Below are 16,580 nucleotides of genomic sequence, written 5' to 3' on the forward strand. Positions count from 1 at the left end.
ACGTTGTAACTGATGCGGGGGCGCTAGGTGTGTGGGGCAGGTTCGGGCTGCCGTTCGGCGGCGTCGTCGGGCCGATAATTGGGATCTGTGATGGCCATGAAGGTCTCCAGGGAGTCGTCTTTGATGGCGAGCCAGGTGTCCGGCAGTTCCGGTGCCATGGTGCCGGTGTTGGTGGAGGCGTAGCAGCGGTTGCGGAAGCCCATGATGTCTTCCTGCTTGTGCTGCAGCCAGAGTTTGAACAGTTCGCCTTGGCCTTCGACGTCGAAGTCCGGGTAGTCGCTATAGGCGAGCAGGTCCCGGATGTAGGCGGCCTGGAAGTCGATCTCGGCGTCGTGATCGGCTAGGGCCTCTTCTTTTGCCAGCCAGGCGTCGGCATCGGCGCGGCGGGTGGCGTGGTCCGGGACCTGGATTTCCCCGAGGATGACGTCCCGGGCGTACCACGCTTGGGCGTCGAACATGTTGAAGGTGTAGTACTGGTCCTGCATGCCTAGGAAGATGAGCTTGGGGTTGTCCACCCACAGCACCCCTTTATACAGGTTGGGCGGGTAGAGCCGGTTGGAGCTGACCAGCCGAAGGTCATCGTGCAGGTACGGGTGGTGGTGCAGGTATCCGGTGCACATGACAATGGCGTCGATCTCTTTGCTGCTGCCGTCGGCGAAGTGGATGGTGCGACCTTCGGCACGGGTCATCAGGGGTTTCTCTTCGCAGCCATCGGGCCAGTCGAAGCCCATGGGCGCGGTGCGGTAGCAGAAGGTCACCGACTTGGCACCGTACTTGTAGCACTGGGAACCGATGTCCTCGGCAGAGTAGCTGGCACCAATCATCAGGACGTTCTTGCCCTCGAATTCGCAGGCGTCTTTGAAGTCGTGGGCGTGCAGAACCCGGCCGGTGAAGTGCTCGAGGCCTTCGAACTCGGGCACGTTCGGGATGGAAAAGTGCCCGGTGGCGACCACCACGTAGTCGAACTGGTCGGTCTCCATCTTGTCTTCGGTGTAGTTCATGACCGAGACGGTGAACTTTTCGGTGTCCTCGTTGTATTCAACCCAGCGCACGGCGTGGTTGAAGCGGATATATTGGCGCACATCGGATTGTTCGACGCGGGCCTTGATGTAGTCCAGTAGCACGGCCCGTGGCGGGTAGGACGGGATGGGCCGGCCGAAGTGTTCCTCGAAGGAGTAGTCGGCGAATTCAAGGCATTCTTTGGGGCCGTTTGACCACAGATAGCGGTACATGGAGGAGTGGACCGGCTCCCCGTTGGCGTCCAGTCCGGTGCGCCAGGTGTAGTTCCACTGGCCGCCCCAGTCTTCTTGTTTTTCGTAGCAGACGATCTCCGGCAGTTCGATGCCTTTGCGGCGGGCGGCATCGAAGGCACGAAGTTGGGCGAGACCGGAGGGACCGGCCCCGAGGATGGCGATGCGTGTGGACACGGTGACTCCTGTGGGTGTGCAGCCATGGATCCGCCCGCGACTGTGAGGGCGGTCACAATATGCTCATATTAGGCCGCGTTTCAGGAGTTAAACAAGAGCGGGTTCGACCCTTAAAGGACCGAACCCGCTAGCAGCTTAATTCCGGCTAGATCAGCCCGTCTAAGGACTGGTTCTTGGCCAGCGTCACGGCGGTTTCGAGGGCGGCGGACATGGCCTCGTAGCCCTTGTCTTCGGAGGAGTTTTCCAGCCCGGCACGGTCCAGAGCCTGCTCCTCTGTGTCACAGGTCAGGACCCCGAAGCCGACCGGTTTTCCGGTCAGCAGCGAGACATCCATGAGTCCGGCCGTCGCACCCTGGCATACGTAGTCGAAGTGCGGGGTGCCACCGCGGATGACCACACCGAGGGCGACCACGGCGTCATATTCTGCGGCCAACCGGGCGGCGGCAATGGGCAGTTCGAAGGTGCCTGGCACGCGGACGATCTTGTATTCGATCCCGGCTTCGGTTGCGGCGCGTTCGGCGCCGGCGACGAGGCCGTCCATGACTTGCTGGTGCCAGTTGGCGGCGACGATGACCGCGCGCATGCCGGCTTCGCCGGCCTGTTTGAGCTGATGGGTGTCCGTTTGGGGTGCGCCGTGTCCGGCCATGAAGTTCTCCTTGGAATGGAAGTGGTCTTGAAAGGAAAGTTTAGTTGCTGTGTTTGAGCAGGTCTTCACTGATGGTGTGGCCCATCCGTGCGACCTTGGTGCGCAGGTACGCCTCATTGGAGGCTCGGGCCGCGATGGCGGTGGGGACCTGTTCTGCCACGGCGATCCCGGCGGATTGCAAAGCCTCGACCTTGGTCGGGTTGTTGGTCAGCAGCCGCACCGAGTCAAGGCCGTATTGGCGCAGGATTTGGGCGGCGGCGGTGTAGTCGCGGGCGTCCACGGGCAGGCCGAGGTGGACGTTGGCGTCGACGGTGTCCACGCCTTCGTCTTGGAGGGCGTAGGCGTGCATCTTTTGGGCCAGGCCAATGCCGCGGCCTTCGTGTCCGCGCAGGTAGACCAGCAGTCCGCCTTCGGCGGCAATCTGGGCTAAAGCTGCGGTGAGTTGTTCGCCGCAATCACAGCGTTGGGAGCCGAAGATGTCTCCGGTGAGGCACTCGGAGTGCAGGCGCACCAGCAGGGTGGCGCCTGCAGGTGAGGGGGCAGAGAGCACGAAGTGTTCGATGCCGGTCCCGGCCTCGGCGAACGCTTGTCCGGAGAGGGTACCGAACGGAGTTGGGATCGGCACAACCGGCGAGGGCACCAGCTGGATGGCCGGCGGGATCTCCGGCTGTCCTGAACCCCCGGCTGTTGCGACCGTGTCCGCGGTGAGATCGTCTTCGCCGGCGTCCACTAAACGGGTGGCGTCTTCGCACTGCTCAATGTATTGGACAAGGTCTTCGATGGAGACCAGCGGGAGGGAAAAGGCGTCGGCGAACGCGCGAAGCGCGGGCAGGCGCATCATGGTGCCGTCGTCGTGGTTCAACTCGGCGATGACCCCGGCCGGGGTCAGCCCGGCCAACCGGCACAGATCCACGGCGGCTTCGGTGTGGCCGCGGCGAGCGAGGACTCCGCCGTCGACGGCCCGCAGCGGGAAGATGTGCCCGGGCCGGACCAGATCGGCCGCGCTGGCCTGTTCGTCGGCGAGCAGTTTCACGGCAACGGTCCGGTCGGCACCGGAGATCCCGGTGGTGATGCCGGCGGCGGCGTCGCAGGAGAGTGTGTAGGCGGTGCCTTTGGCGTCCTGGTTGTTACGCACCATGGGTGGCAGGCCGAGTACGTCGGCGCGGGCTGCGGTGATCGGCGCGCAGATGACACCGGAGGTGTAGCGGATGGTGAAGCCCATCAGCTCCGGGGTGGCTTTTTCTGCGGCGAAGATGATGTCGCCTTCGTTTTCCCGGGACTCGTCATCGACGACTACGACGGGTTTGCCGGCCGCGAGCGCCTCGAGCGCGTCTTCGATGGGGTCGAGTTCGAGCGGGGTGTCGGCGCCGTCACGGTCGTAGGCGCGGAAGTCGTCGCTGCCGGTCTTCGAGGTGTAGCTGAAGGGTTGAAGAGTGTTTGTCATGGTGATCACTGGGTGGTCTCGGTGTGGGGTGGGACGGCTGGGCTGAGGAAGGCGGCGAGGCGTTCGGCGTATTTGGCTAGGACATCGACTTCGATGTTCACGGCGTCGCCGACGCGCAGCTGGCCGAGAGTTGTCTCGTTCAGTGTGGTGGGGATGAGCCCGACTTCGAAGAAGTGTGTGGCGGCATCCGGTTCGGAGACGGCGGTGACGGTCAGGGAGACACCGTTGACCGCGATGGAACCTTTGGTCGCCACGTATTTGGCGAGGCTGGTGGGCAGTTCGAAGCGGAACCGTTCCCACCCTTGAAGGTCTTCACGTTCCACGAGGGTGGCTAGCCCGTCGACGTGACCTTGGACGACGTGGCCGTCGAGTCGGTCGGCGGCCCGGACGCAGCGCTCTAGGTTGACGGTGGAACCGTTGTCCAGCTGACCGATGTTGGTCAGGCGCAGGGTCTCCCCCATGACTTCAAGGCTGAGTGTCTCGGCCTGTTCGTCGATCTCGGTGGCGGTCAGGCACACCCCGTTGACGGCGAGGGAGGCTCCTAGGTCCATCGCGTCAACGTGGCCGGGGGCGTGCAGGGTGATGGTCCGGCCTTGGTCGGCGGAGACGGTGGCCCCGTCGCGGATGAGCGGGGCGAGGTCGGTGACGGTTCCGGTGCCGGTGACGATTCCGGTAAACATGCGTGTTCTTCTCTTTCGATAACTCAGGTGAGCGGAATTAATTCTTCGGTGTCGCTGGCGGCTTGGGGACCAGCCTGATGAGGATGTCGGGGCCGAGCGGTTGAGCGTCTTCAATCTGGTACGCCTGGGTGTCCCATGCTTGCTGCAGGCTCTGGTTGTTCAGGGATCGGATGGAGTTGTGCGCGGCTTGGTCGGTCCCGCTACCGATCAGCAGGGGTGCTTGGTAGAGGTAGATTTCGTCGGCTAGCCCTTCGGCAAGGAAGGCGCTGGTGATGTGTGCACCGCCTTCAATCAACACGTGTTCCACGCCGCGGTCGGCCAGGGCCGTGAGCACGGTGCGCGGCTCCCGGGTATTGAGTTGCAGGGTTTCGCCACCCGGTTCGGTGAAGATCTTGGCTGTTGTCTCGATCGGGCGTTCGCCCATGATGACTCTCAGCGGTTGCTGATCGGCCAAGACGTGGGTGTTTTGCTCTCCACCTAGGGTGTAGTTGCCGCGAGTGCGCAGCCGGGCCGAGAGTGCGGGGTCGTCCGCGAGTACCGTTCCGGTGCCGACGACGATGGCGTCGACAATGGAGCGAACGTGGTGCGCGTGGTCTCGGGAGCGGTCACCGGTGATCCACTGGCTGGAACCGTCTGCGGCGGCGATCTTTCCGTCCAAGGATTGCGCGATCTTGACCGACACGAACGGGCGATGGTTTCTCTTGGCGGCCGACCAGCGTTCGTTCAACGCGTTAGCCCCGGCGTGGGTGCTGTGGTGGTGGACGGTGACACCGGCAGCTCGCAAGGTATCGGCGCCGCCGGCGGCTGCAGGATCCGGGTCGATCACCGCGTAGATCACAGTGCCGATGCCCGCATCGATGATGGCCTGGCTGCAGGGTCCGGTGCGACCTACATGGTTGCAGGGTTCAAGGGTGACGACCATCGTCAGCTCGGCGGGATTCGGACGATCGTTGTCCGGAAACTTGGTGGCCAAGGCGTTGAGTGCTTCGACTTCGGCATGGGGTGTTCCTGCCCCGCGGTGATAGCCGGTGGCGACGGTGGAGGCGTCAGCGTCCAGAATGACGGCCCCGACCAGTGGGTTCGCTCCGCGCGTGCCTTGTTTTGCGAGCGCGACGGCATAATTCAGCGCATTGTCGATGACTGTCGCCGGTAATGGTTGCCCCATCTGCACGCTTGTCCTTCCCGAAGTAGTACTGCTCCGGGGTGCGTGTAGGTGACTAACCGGCCTAAAAACGCTGTGGCGGCTTCGGGTATGAACCTGCGAGTGATCGCCGAACAAGCGTTTCGGTCGGGTGACCTTCGTGCTTCTCCCATCCAGACTTTAACTGTCGGTACCGGAATTTCACCGGTTCAACTTCTTCCGCTTTAGCGGGCGAAGGTCGCGGACTATCACCGCCGGTTCGGACTTTCACCGACCCCGGAGCACGATTGTGTTCTTCCGTCCATTGAACCACACTCCGTGAGGATCTGGTTCAGACCGTCACAGTTCGTGACGATGATTCGCAACGGACGAAATATTTACTTAACGATCGTTCACCTGAGGTTGGACGGCACTATTCTTGTGCCATGGCGGATGAAATTTCACGAGATGAGAACATCAATTTCCGGACCCGCAAGTGGGTACGCCCGGAGGATTTGAACGCGAACGGCACACTTTTTGGTGGCTCCTTGCTGCGCTGGATCGATGAAGAGGCCGCTATTTACGCGATCATCCAGCTGGGCAACAATCGCGCGGTCACCAAGTACATGTCCGAGATCGAGTTCGTCTCCTCCGCCGAGCAGGGCGACCTGATCGAAATGGGTTTGAAGGCCACGCATTTTGGTCGCACCTCCATGACCATGCGGGCCGAGGTCCGCAACATGATCACCCGACAGCGGATCCTGGCTATTGAACGGATCGTTTTCGTCTCACTCGATGAAAACGGCAAACCCACCCCGCACGGCTACGACTGCATCACCTACGATCGTGACCGAATCCCGACCGAGCTCCAGCGAGATTAATGCCTACCACTTGGGGCGGTTTCTAGCGCACTTCGAGCTTTAGCTAGTGTCTCGGTTATTTCGCTGTATCGTCGCAGCAAAACCCTACTGCGGGTGACTGCGAATAGGAATAACGCACTCGCACCGACGGCTAGAGAAACCAAAATGACAAACCATAGCCTCATGGCAACTATCGGCTCTGCAGACTGACCAAATAAGTAAATTACAAACAACGTCAGCCAAGCGAGAACGTTCAAGGACGCCCCTAGGTAGATCCAAAACGTTCTGCCCTTCAGGATTTTCGCTAACTTGCTGTGAAACCTTAGAAGGTCCCTCTTAGTGAGTTCTTTCCAGTTGAAAGAACGGGATGTTCGAAAGAGGTAGTTAAGTCGATCATATTTTTCAGGCTTAGGCCGCTTGAGCGAAAGCACTGTGGAAAAAGTTTCCGCCTCAAGGCCCTCTAGCGCCTCCCGCAATTCTGCACCGGAAAGTTGCGACGCATCTCCTCTGTTTTGGTAGTCTTCAGCCGCACGAGCTAAGAGATATGGGTTTCTGCGAATCTGCTTCATCTCGTTTTTGGCACCAAAGAAGGGCCAAAACGCAAAACCTAAAATTAGGAGCGCGATGATCAGCAAGATCGTCTCTTCCAGAAGCGAATCTACTAAGAAATTCTCCCAGAATCCGCTGAAACCATCGGCAAGAAATTTTTCATAGAAACTTGTCGCGGCGATACTTGCCACGAAACTAGCAAGAACCGCTCCTAGCGCCGGCCAGAGGTATTGACGCACTTCTTGCAGGCGCGTTCGGTATTCCGAATACTCGGGGAACTCTTGCACTCGCTTCAGTCGGCATTCATATCGCCAAATCCCTGCGGCAAAGAATAAAGCTAGCGTGAGACACAAACCCGCGGCAGAGATTGCAGCGAAAACGGTGAGAGAAAGAGGCATGGGCATCCCTTAAGACGATCCGATAAGAATCACACCCCCAGATTGAAGCTATTCCATGTGTTGAAAAACTTCAAATGCCCGTCAAATACACGACAATGTGCGTCTACTCGCTAATCATCGAACGTGGCTCTAGCCCTCGTCTGGGTCCGGCGTGAAAATCTGCTCTATCGATTGACCAAACAGGCCCGCAATCCTGAAGGCTAACGGAAGCGACGGGTCGAAACGCCCCTTCTCGATCGAGATCACGGTTTGTCGAGAGACACCGAGACGTTCCGCCAGCGCCTGCTGCGATAGTCCTCTGGCCATTCGAAGTTCGGCAACGGAGTTTTTCATCCTGCAGACTCCCGCCGCACCAGGGCGTAGTTCACGATAAAGGCCAGCGCGGCGACGACCAGCACGTGGATGATAGTTAGCTGCCGGAGCCAATCAATGCTGAGAATGTCACCCAACGCTAGGCACAGGATGAGGCCTGCAGCGAGCCAGAAGAACGCTGAGGAGCTGGCTTCAGTGATCCAAACTCGCTCGATCGAGTGTTCTGCCTCCCGTTGTCCGCGCTGGATTTTGGGGCTGGGCCACAAGACCATGTACAGCGTCGGAGCGACCCCGAGGATGATGACGGCAGAGAAAACTAGGATGGCCAGCCACAGCGGCCGCGTTGGATCCGCCACATGAAAGAGCCAGCCGAGCATCGCGCCAACCAGCCCCGTTACTCCCCCAACAAACACTAGGCGCCTGGCCTTTGACCACGTCTTCATGGTGATCCACCCCTATTCAAGCTATGTAAACTTTCCTTTACGTGTAAAGCAACCTTGACAGATCGAACAGGCCACTGTCAAGCAAACTTTACATTTAGGTTCCTGCTAAAGTTCAGGTGGATCACTGACTTGATAACAGGTGGAGTTTTCATGCCTCACAACAAGCGGTTGCTCGGCATCATCGTCGGCGCCGTTGCCGTTTTAGCCCTCGCCGTCGCCGGCTCGATCATGTTCCTTAACAGCGGCGCGGGTCAAGACTTTGTGGGCACCTATCCGGGTTACGCCGAGCTGCCGGAGAACACGCCGACCGGCTTCCCTGCCTGGCTTGGCTGGCAGCACTTCTTCAACTTCTTCCTGATGGCGCTGATCATCCGGACCGGCATTCGCGTCCGTACGGTCCAGCGTCCGGAAGCGTATTGGACACCCAAACCTAGGAAGTCCCGCGGTGGCCGCGGCACCAAAACCGGCAAGAAGATCAGCATTGACCTGTGGTTCCACCAACTCCTTGACGTGCTGTGGGTGCTCAATGGCCTCATTTTTGTGGTCTTGCTCTTTGCCACCGGGCATTGGAAGCGGATCATCCCGACCAGTTGGGATGTGTTCCCGAATGCGCTGAGTGCTGCGATGCAGTACCTGAGTTTCAACTTGCCGAACGTGGATGCTTGGTACAACTACAATTCACTGCAGCTGCTGAGCTATTTCACGGTGGTGTTTGTCGCTTCCCCGGTGGCGATCCTGACTGGTCTACGCACGAGCGAATTCTGGCCCAAGAGTGCCGAGGGACTCAACAAGGTCTTCCCCATGCAGCTGGCCCGTGCCGTCCACTGGCCAACCATGATCTTCTTCGTGGCCTTCATCGTGGTGCACGTGATCCTCGTGCTGGTACCGGATGCCAAGACTCAACTGGCCTACATGTTCGCCGGAACAGACCAAGATACCTGGCTGGGTGTATGGCTCACCATCGCCGCCGTTGCCGTGACAATTGGGGCCACCTTGGCTTCCCGAGCCGCGCTGATCGCGCCTTTGGCGAGACTTTCCGGTAAAGTTACACGCAAGTAAGCTTCTTGCAACTGATGAGGTAAGAGTTGCCGCGGCGCTTGGCGAGGGGAAAAGCACAGGCGCCGCGGTTACTTTTTGAACCGACCAACCTAAAGAATTTGATCCAACACGTGTTGACCAAGACAGCTGACCTTTTCCGTACTGCCCGCATTGGACTGCAATTGTGGACCCGCCGCCAGTGGCTCATCGCCCTCGGCTCGAGTATTGGTTACGCCCTGCTGCTGGGGCTGCCGACAGTCCTAATTCCCAACGACATCTTTGCCCGCGACATCGACACATTGTGGTGGAACTATCCGGTCTGGATCCTGACGTCGATCTTCGCTGGGATGCTCACGGCCAGCTACATTCGTCCCCGCGCGGAGGCGCAGACCGAAGAGATCGAGAACGACAGCACTGCGGAAACCCGCTCGGCCAAGATGGGCACTGTCGGTGGCGTTCTGGCCTTCTTCGCAGTTGGCTGCCCGGTGTGCAACAAGCTGGCGTTGATCGCCCTGGGCTACACCGGAGCCATGACGTACTTCGCGCCGATTCAACCGTTCTTCGCGGTCGGAGCGCTACTGCTGACGGCAATCGCACTGCTGTACCGACTCCGCGGACAGGTCTACTGCCCAATCAAACCGGTACCGACGGCGGCCTAAGCGGACAACTCGGCAGGCGTCGGCAGCCTCTTCCTAAATTACTTGCGGGTAGGTAGGCTGCTCTCATGCCCGTCACCACCTCGGAAACCTTTGTCACCTCAGGGGCTAACGGCCAGCCACTGCACGGCACCCGTTGGAAACCCGACTCGACAAAGCCCACCACCAAAGCCCTACTAATCGCCCCTGCCATGGCGACTCCGGCAACGTTCTACACCCCGATCGTGGGCTGGCTGAACGAGCAGGGCTGGACGGTGTACACGTTCGACTATCAGGGGCACGCGGCATCAATGCTGCCCGGCACAACTCTTGCGGACACTGACGCCGACATGCTGACGTGGGGCGAAGATCTACGCCTCATGGTCGAATATGTGGCCGGACAAGAACAGTCCGAGACGAGACTGCACTATCTGGCCCACAGTTTGGGCGGCCAATTGTTGCCTCTGGTCGATACCTCGAGATTGGATGCGGCAACAATTGTCGCCTCGGGTAGTGGGTTTTGGGGTCATTCCAACAGCAAGAATCTTCTGCTAGCGCCCTTGCTCTGGTACGTGATCGCCCCTTTCACCACGGCACGTACCGGATATTTTCCGGGACGAAAGTTGAAGATCCTCGGTGATGTGCCGTCGAAAGTGATGCGTCAGTGGAGCGCTTGGTGCAAGCGCAAGAACTACATGTTCAGTGAATTTCCGGAACTTGCTGATCGCTTTGCTGAGGTCAAAGTAACGGTGCGCAGCGTCTCCTTTAGTGACGATCGAACCATGCCGGGCCGGGCCACCAAGGCACTGGAGAGCTGGTATCCACAAGATTTGATGCAGGCTCACCGCTACGAACCGGCGGAGCTAGGCGTCGCGAAAATCGATCACATGGGCATCTTCCGCCCTGACGCCGCTGAGCTTTGGCCGCGGGTCTTTGCCCACCTTGCCGTCGCTTAGATCTTATTGAAGGCGATCATCCGCTCTATAGCCTCGGTCATGTCTTCTTCCGAGACCGCAAAGTTCACGCGCACATAGTCGCCACCTTCGACTGGGTCGAAGTCGAGTCCCGGCACGATCGCCACATACTTCTCTTCAAGGAGTGCCGAACAGTATTGGATGGAGTTCTCGTAGCGCTCAGCCATTCGGCCCAGCGGGAGGTAGACGTAGAACGCTCCATCAGCTGGGGCGGGTTCGCCGAAACCTAGTTCAGGTAGTGCATCCAAGAACCGTTGGCGGTTGGCGGCATAGGTTGCGACATGGCTTTCGGCCTCCGCGTACGAGCTTTCGGTGAACCCGGCCACCGCAGCCAGCTGGGCGGTATGCGGGGCGCACAACGCGACATTGCCAGCCAAGGAGCTGACGGAGTTGCGCAAGAATTCTGGAACCAGCATCCAGCCGAGCCGTGAGCCGGGCATTCCCCAAAACTTGGAGAACGAGGAAATGACCACGTGGTTTCGATCTAGCTCCCAAGCACTCATGGTCTTCGGGGCCGTCGGGTACGTGATCCCGTGGTAGATCTCGTCGGAGATGAGCAGCACATCGTTCTTTCGGCACCATTGGCTGATCTTGCTGAACTCATCCGGGGTGATCATGGTGCCGGTCGGGTTGGCGGGCGAGGCGATGATGAGCCCTTGGAGTTCTCCATGCGCGGCCACTTCGGCCTCGAGGCCCGCCACGGTGGGTTGGAAGCGTGACTCGGCACCGGCCGGCAGGTCGACCGGCACACAGTCCACCGACTGCAGAATGTTGCGATAGGCGGGGTACCCGGGGCAGGCAAGGGCGACGCGGTCGCCAGGGTCGAAAGCAGCTAGGAAGGTCAGCAGGAAAGCGCCCGATGCGCCGGTGGTCAGTACGAAGTCATCGATGCTCAGTTCCAACCCGTACCAGCGACGGTAGTGCTCAACGAGCTCGGTTCGCAGCTCGGCCCGGCCAGCGATCGCGGTGTAGCCCAGATGAACTCCGGAAGTCTGCACGTCGATCGCCGCCTGCCGCACATCGGCAGGTGCGCCGGCTGCCGGTTCGCCGGCGCTGAGAGAGATCACCGGACGTTGCTCGGCACGGAGCTCGGCGACTCTGGACATGATGTCCATGACCTTGAAACTTGGCACTTGGCCACGCCGGGAAATCTTCACGCTGTCCCTTCCATCATGATCTTCTGATTCACACTACGTGTTTTCAGCTACAGCCCACTGTATCGGCCGGTGCGCCGAGCCCGATCCGGTACGGTGGAATTGGCGAGGAGGCGATGTGCAGGATTTCGACTGGGCGCTGGTTTCAGACCAGCTTCTGCTGACCCCGGAACACTCAGTGGCGGTGGTCATTTCTGCCTGCGTGATTTATGCCGTCTTTCTTTTTTACATCCGGATCTTTGGCCAACGCACCTTGGCGGGTCTATCAACCTTCGACGCGTTGGTCACCATCATGATCGGCGCGATCGCCGGTCGTGTCATTCTCGGCACCGCCCCTACCCTCATGTCCGGGGTGATCGGCCTGCTGAGCCTGCTCATCTTGGAAGGCATCTTCGGAGCCATGCGTTCCTTCACCCGCGGGGACCGGCTGCTGAATGTGCCAGCCCAGGTTCTGATGGCAGGAGACCAGCCCCTAGAGCGCCGCATGCGCATCGCCCGGGTGACCTTGGCGGAATTACACTCTGTGCTGCGCCAAGCAGGCGTTTCCCACTATGGCCAGGTGGCGGCTGTGATCTTGGAACCTGGCGGGAAGATCTCGGTCCTCAAACGTGGCGAACCCATCGATCCACACCTATTGCACGGGGTGCACGGAGCCGAACACGTGCCCGCCGAGCTGCTCCGAAGGATCGAAGAATAGCCGCAATTTCGGCCTCGCACCTGCAACCATGCGCCTCGACTGTGGTGGAATAGTGGCAGGCACGTCCGCACGTGGCTTGCCGGATGACGAAAGGTCTCGCATGCGCCGCCCACTCGCCGCCCTGTCCGCACTCGCCCTGAGCGTGACTTTGGCAGGTTGCTTTCAGATGCCACAACAGCAGCCGGAACCACCCCAAGGCGGTCAGCAGCAACCTCCTGCACAACCGCCGCAATCCCCGCAGCCTCAACCTGAGCCGCCTTCCCCGAGTCCGAGCCCGTCTCCAGACAATTCGACGCCTCCGGTGTCGGCTCTTGAACCGGATCTGTCCGAACCGACGCCGCCTGCAGGTGACTACGAAGAGGCGACAGAAGAGCACCCGGCCCGCAATGTGCCAATCCCGACCCTTGATGAGGAAGCGAAAAACCAAGACGACTCCGGGGTGCTGGCCACCGTGAAGTACTACGTGCAGACCCAAGACTTCGTCAAGCAGACCGGCAACGCCAAACCGTTGTCCAAGATCGTCACCGAACAGTGCAAAGCCTGTATGCAATATGCGGCGAGCGTGAACTTCCTGACCTATAGCAAGGGCAATTGGTACGTCGGTGACGGGGTTAGCGTCGAGCAGGTCAGTGTTGGCCCTTCCCAGACGGACCCCAAGGTGAAAATCGCAACGTTCGAGTTCCTCGAACCGGAGATCATCTTGGTTGAAAATGGGGTGGCCCGCGTCGTTGAAAAAGAGCACACCTACGACTCCAAAATGGCGCTGCGCTTTGATGAGACTCTCGGGCACTGGGTAGTCCTCGATGTGACCGCCGAACGAATCAAGTAGTCCGCGATCCGGTGAGTCCAGACGAGTCCGCACCGAAATCGGTCACCGGGCGAATCCTCAGCATTTTGACCGTCTTTGAGTCAGGGCAACGCTCCATCTCTCTGACGGACATTGCCGAGCAAACAAAACTACCGCTATCCACGGTGCACCGCTTGGTCGGCGAGTTGGTCCAATGGCGCTTCCTAGCCAAGAACGAAACTGGCCGCTACCAGCTCGGCATCCGCCTGTGGGCGCTCGCCCAAAACACCGGCCGGCAACTACGGGACGCCGCCAGTCCCCTGCTGCAGGACCTCTTCTCCCTGACCGGAGAAACCACCCATCTGGCCATCCGCGACGGTAACGAAGCCCTGTACATCGAGCGCCTGTACTCCACCAAGCGCGTGGCCCGGGCCGCCAAGGTTGGCGGCTCACTGCCGCTGCACGCCACGGCGGTCGGAAAATGCATCTTGGCCTTCGAAGAAGACTGGGTTCGGGATGCCTACCTGCAGCTGCCCATGAAGCGCTTCACCCCTTACACCGAGGTGAACCCGCAACGCTTGGCCAGCCAGTTGAGCAAGATCCGCACGCAAGGCTACGCCCTGGCACACGAGGAAGTCTCCATTGGCTCCAGCTCCATCGCCGTGCCCATTTTTCATACTGGTAGGCTCGGTGGCGCGATTGGCTTGGTCGTCTATTCCTCTCAAGCCCCTGACATGACGAAATACCTCCCGGCGATGCAGGCTGTCTCACGCAAGATCGAGAAGGCCACCGAGTTCATCCCGCTGGAATCCCTCCACGACGCCCACAAAGACCTACCCCGTGGGCCAGAAGACATGTTGGACTGACCCGTCCCACCTTTCTGACAAGACCCCACCACAATGTCACTTCCACTGAGTGGAAGTTTCTCCTCGCCGCATGGACGTGAGCTAGCCCACACTTAGTGGAACAGTTATCCATCCATCGGTTTTACGAGGAGTCGTCTTGACTGAAACCACTGCCACGACCGGTTGCCCGTTCGCCGCAGCCGCATCCGGCGCGGACAAGGACTACCACGGCTATCAGCCGTTCGAGATGAAAGACCCGTTCGGCGCCTACGCCGAGCTGCGCTCCGAGGCACCCGTCATGTTCGATGAGCGCGTGGGCTACTACGTTGTGACCCGCTACGATGACGTGAAGTCTGTCTTCGATGATTGGGAGACCTTCTCCTCCGAAAACGCCCAAGCACCAGTGCGCAAGCGGGGCCCACAGGCCACCAAGATCATGGAAGAAGGCGGCTTTACCGCCTACTCCGGTCTGTCGGCTCGCCGCCCGCCAGAGCACACCCGCATTCGCTCCATCGTGCAGAAGGCTTTCACCCCGCGCCGCTACAAAGTGATGGAACCATTCATCCGGCAGAACGTGGTCGACTTGCTCTCCGCCATGCTGGAAAACCCGGAAAACCAGGGCGATATCCTGCGCGACCTGGCCTACGATTTGCCCACCATCACCATCCTGACCTTGATCGGCGCAGACGTTGAGAAGATTGACGATTTCAAACGTTGGTCAGATTCGCGCGCCGCCATGACATGGGGCGACCTGAGCGATGAAGAACAAATCCCGCACGCCCACAACTTGGTCGAGTACTGGCAGGAGTGCCAACGTCTGGTAGCCGAGGCGCATGCCAACGGCGGCGACAACCTCACGGCTGATCTGGTCAAGGCCCAAGAAGACGGGGCTGAGATCACCGATCACGAGATCGCATCCGTGCTGTACTCGCTGCTGTTTGCCGGCCACGAAACCACGACCACGTTGATCTCCAACGCCATGCGTGTGCTGCTAAACCACCCGGAACAGTGGCAAGCCCTGATTGATGACCCCAAGAAGATCTCCGGTGCCATCAACGAGGTGCTGCGCTACTCGGGTTCGATCGTCGCGTGGCGTCGCAAGGCCCTCAAAGACACCGAGGTCGGGGGTGTGCCCATCCCTGAGGGTGCCGAACTGCTGCTGGTGATGGGCTCAGCCAATCGTGATGAGAGCCAGTTCGAGAACGGCGAAGAGTTCGACATTTCCCGGCCCAACGCCTCCGAGCACTTGTCCTTCGGTTACGGCATCCACTACTGCCTCGGTCAGATGCTGGCCCGGCTGCAGACCAAGATCGCGCTGGAAGAGATCGTGAAGATCGCCCCTCATCTGCAATTGGTGGCCCCGGAAGAGATCACCTTCCGGGAGAACATTTCCTTCCGCGTCCCCGAGTCCGTGCCTGTGCGCTGGGACAGCTAACTACAAGGAGTTTTCAACGATGAAATCTAACGAGTTGATCCAGTTCTTTGACGGCGGCATCGAGCCCGAGCTCGAGCAGCTAGGCGGTAAGGGCGCGTCCCTCGTCTCCATGACCGCTGCCGGCATGCCCGTCCCGCCCGGATTCGTGGTCACCTGCTCGCTGTTCGACGAGTTCATGGCCGCGCACAATCTCCACGAGAAAGTCCAGGAAGCCCTCAAGGGTCTGGACCCGGAGGATGTTGACGAGGTTGAAGCGATCTCCAAGAAGGTACGCGAGAAAATTCTCTCCGCCCCAGTCCCGCCGGCCTCCTCCGAACTGACCCGGCAAGCACACCAAGACCTGATGGACCGCTTCGATGCTCCCGTCCCGGTAGCCGTGCGTTCCTCCGCAACCGCGGAAGACCTACCGGACGCATCCTTTGCCGGCCAGCAGGATACCTACCTGTGGCTAGAAGGCTTTGACACGGTTGGCGAGCACATCCGCAAATGCTGGGCCAGCCTCTACACCGCGCGAGCCATCCTGTACCGCCTGAAAAACAACATCCCCGATGAGGGGCTCTCCATGGCCGTGGTCGTCCAAAAGATGGTCAACGCCAAAGTCTCCGGGGTCGCCATGACCCTCGATCCGGCTACCGGGGACCGTTCCAAAATCACCGTCGACTCCTCCTACGGCGTGGGCGAAATGGTCGTCTCCGGCCAAGTCACCCCGGACAACATCATGGTGGACAAAGTCACCATGGGCCTGGTGTCCGAACACATCGGCGACAAGCACGCCGAACTGGTTCCGGACCTCGGCGCCAAGACCCTGATCGAAAAGGAAGTCAGCGCCGAACGCCGCGCCGTCCGTTCCCTGAACGATGAGGAACTCACCCAGGTCGCAACCATGGCCAAGCGTGCTGAGAAGCACTACGGCTGCCCGCAAGATATCGAGTGGGCGCTGGATGCTGACCTACCGGACGGGGAAAACCTGCTGCTCTTACAGTCCCGCCCGGAAACCGTCCACTCCGCCAAGGCACCCGCCACTAAGCCCGTCAGCACAGGCGGTTACGCCGCGAATCTGACCGGGGCCGGCGGCAGCGTCGGCGCGTTCGCCCTGTCCTCCATCACCTCCGCTTTTATCAAAAACTAAGGAATCC

18 protein-coding genes and 1 riboswitch are annotated in these 16,580 nt (G+C 60.1%); of the genes, 9 read left to right on the forward strand and 9 right to left on the reverse strand.

The window, feature by feature from the left end:
- Positions 1–23 precede the first annotated feature (23 nt).
- The 5 genes from ACFFFR_RS02325 to ribD form a co-directional block, all read right to left on the reverse strand.
- Positions 24–1,427: a trimethylamine monooxygenase gene (locus ACFFFR_RS02325; RefSeq protein WP_377457916.1), complete on the reverse strand. Its 1,404-nt coding sequence runs from the start codon at positions 1,425–1,427 to the stop codon at positions 24–26.
- Between the two features lie 145 nt (positions 1,428–1,572).
- Positions 1,573–2,073, reverse strand: coding sequence for a 6,7-dimethyl-8-ribityllumazine synthase (gene ribH, locus ACFFFR_RS02330; protein WP_377457917.1), 501 nt, complete (start codon positions 2,071–2,073; stop codon positions 1,573–1,575).
- A gap of 40 nt (positions 2,074–2,113) precedes the next feature.
- Positions 2,114–3,517, reverse strand: a complete 1,404-nt coding sequence (ribB, locus tag ACFFFR_RS02335) for a 3,4-dihydroxy-2-butanone-4-phosphate synthase (protein ID WP_377457918.1) — start codon at positions 3,515–3,517, stop codon at positions 2,114–2,116.
- A 5-nt stretch (positions 3,518–3,522) separates the two neighbouring features.
- Positions 3,523–4,197 carry a riboflavin synthase gene (locus tag ACFFFR_RS02340; protein ID WP_377457919.1) on the reverse strand — a complete coding sequence of 225 codons (675 nt, stop codon included), beginning with the start codon at positions 4,195–4,197 and terminating at the stop codon, positions 3,523–3,525.
- A 37-nt stretch (positions 4,198–4,234) separates the two neighbouring features.
- Positions 4,235–5,362: a bifunctional diaminohydroxyphosphoribosylaminopyrimidine deaminase/5-amino-6-(5-phosphoribosylamino)uracil reductase RibD gene (gene ribD / locus ACFFFR_RS02345; RefSeq protein ID WP_377457920.1), complete on the reverse strand. Its 1,128-nt coding sequence runs from the start codon at positions 5,360–5,362 to the stop codon at positions 4,235–4,237.
- Between the two features lie 132 nt (positions 5,363–5,494).
- A riboswitch (FMN riboswitch) is annotated at positions 5,495–5,627 on the reverse strand.
- A gap of 136 nt (positions 5,628–5,763) precedes the next feature.
- Between ribD and ACFFFR_RS02350 the strand changes: the two genes are divergently transcribed.
- On the forward strand, positions 5,764–6,198 hold the full coding sequence (locus ACFFFR_RS02350; protein WP_377457921.1) for an acyl-CoA thioesterase: 435 nt from the start codon (positions 5,764–5,766) through the stop codon (positions 6,196–6,198).
- On the opposite strand, the gene ACFFFR_RS02355 is transcribed toward ACFFFR_RS02350, so the two are convergent.
- The 3 genes from ACFFFR_RS02355 to ACFFFR_RS02365 form a co-directional block, all read right to left on the reverse strand.
- Entirely contained in the window at positions 6,195–7,124 is a 930-nt protein-coding gene (locus ACFFFR_RS02355; protein ID WP_377457922.1) for a hypothetical protein, read from the reverse strand. The two genes, ACFFFR_RS02350 and ACFFFR_RS02355, sit on opposite strands and share 4 nt — an antisense overlap.
- Before the next feature lie 129 nt (positions 7,125–7,253).
- Positions 7,254–7,457 carry a helix-turn-helix transcriptional regulator gene (locus ACFFFR_RS02360; RefSeq protein WP_377457923.1) on the reverse strand — a complete coding sequence of 68 codons (204 nt, stop codon included), beginning with the start codon at positions 7,455–7,457 and terminating at the stop codon, positions 7,254–7,256.
- Complete coding sequence (locus tag ACFFFR_RS02365) at positions 7,454–7,879, reverse strand: hypothetical protein (protein WP_377457924.1); 426 nt, start codon at positions 7,877–7,879, stop codon at positions 7,454–7,456. Before ACFFFR_RS02365 ends, ACFFFR_RS02360 begins: the two co-directional genes overlap by 4 nt.
- Before the next feature lie 150 nt (positions 7,880–8,029).
- Between ACFFFR_RS02365 and ACFFFR_RS02370 the strand changes: the two genes are divergently transcribed.
- The 3 genes from ACFFFR_RS02370 to ACFFFR_RS02380 all read left to right on the forward strand — a co-directional run bounded on the left by ACFFFR_RS02370 (position 8,030) and on the right by ACFFFR_RS02380 (position 10,508).
- Positions 8,030–8,938 carry a cytochrome b/b6 domain-containing protein gene (locus tag ACFFFR_RS02370; protein ID WP_377457925.1) on the forward strand — a complete coding sequence of 303 codons (909 nt, stop codon included), beginning with the start codon at positions 8,030–8,032 and terminating at the stop codon, positions 8,936–8,938.
- A gap of 110 nt (positions 8,939–9,048) precedes the next feature.
- On the forward strand, positions 9,049–9,576 hold the full coding sequence (locus ACFFFR_RS02375; RefSeq protein ID WP_377457926.1) for a hypothetical protein: 528 nt from the start codon (positions 9,049–9,051) through the stop codon (positions 9,574–9,576).
- 65 nt (positions 9,577–9,641) lie between these two features.
- Positions 9,642–10,508 carry an alpha/beta hydrolase family protein gene (locus ACFFFR_RS02380; RefSeq protein ID WP_377457927.1) on the forward strand — a complete coding sequence of 289 codons (867 nt, stop codon included), beginning with the start codon at positions 9,642–9,644 and terminating at the stop codon, positions 10,506–10,508.
- Here ACFFFR_RS02380 and ACFFFR_RS02385 read toward each other — a convergent pair.
- The gene (locus tag ACFFFR_RS02385) at positions 10,505–11,683 is read right to left on the reverse strand and encodes a pyridoxal phosphate-dependent aminotransferase (RefSeq protein ID WP_377457928.1); all 1,179 of its coding nucleotides are present in this window, start codon (positions 11,681–11,683) and stop codon (positions 10,505–10,507) included. The two genes, ACFFFR_RS02380 and ACFFFR_RS02385, sit on opposite strands and share 4 nt — an antisense overlap.
- A 115-nt stretch (positions 11,684–11,798) precedes the next feature.
- Here ACFFFR_RS02385 and ACFFFR_RS02390 point away from each other — a divergent pair, with 115 nt between their 5' ends.
- The 5 genes from ACFFFR_RS02390 (at position 11,799) to ACFFFR_RS02410 (ending at position 16,573) form a co-directional block, all read left to right on the forward strand.
- On the forward strand, positions 11,799–12,377 hold the full coding sequence (locus tag ACFFFR_RS02390) for a DUF421 domain-containing protein (RefSeq protein WP_377457929.1): 579 nt from the start codon (positions 11,799–11,801) through the stop codon (positions 12,375–12,377).
- 100 nt (positions 12,378–12,477) lie between these two features.
- Entirely contained in the window at positions 12,478–13,206 is a 729-nt protein-coding gene (locus ACFFFR_RS02395) for a DUF6318 family protein (RefSeq protein WP_377457930.1), read from the forward strand.
- Between the two features lie 11 nt (positions 13,207–13,217).
- Positions 13,218–14,030, forward strand: a complete 813-nt coding sequence (locus tag ACFFFR_RS02400) for an IclR family transcriptional regulator (RefSeq protein WP_377457931.1) — start codon at positions 13,218–13,220, stop codon at positions 14,028–14,030.
- A gap of 136 nt (positions 14,031–14,166) precedes the next feature.
- On the forward strand, positions 14,167–15,444 hold the full coding sequence (locus tag ACFFFR_RS02405) for a cytochrome P450 (RefSeq protein ID WP_377457932.1): 1,278 nt from the start codon (positions 14,167–14,169) through the stop codon (positions 15,442–15,444).
- 19 nt (positions 15,445–15,463) lie between these two features.
- The gene (locus ACFFFR_RS02410; RefSeq protein ID WP_377457933.1) at positions 15,464–16,573 is read left to right on the forward strand and encodes a PEP/pyruvate-binding domain-containing protein; all 1,110 of its coding nucleotides are present in this window, start codon (positions 15,464–15,466) and stop codon (positions 16,571–16,573) included.
- Positions 16,574–16,580 lie beyond the last annotated feature (7 nt).

This window comes from Micrococcoides hystricis (assembly GCF_042434215.1).
In the GTDB taxonomy this organism is placed as follows: domain Bacteria; phylum Actinomycetota; class Actinomycetes; order Actinomycetales; family Micrococcaceae; genus Micrococcoides; species Micrococcoides hystricis.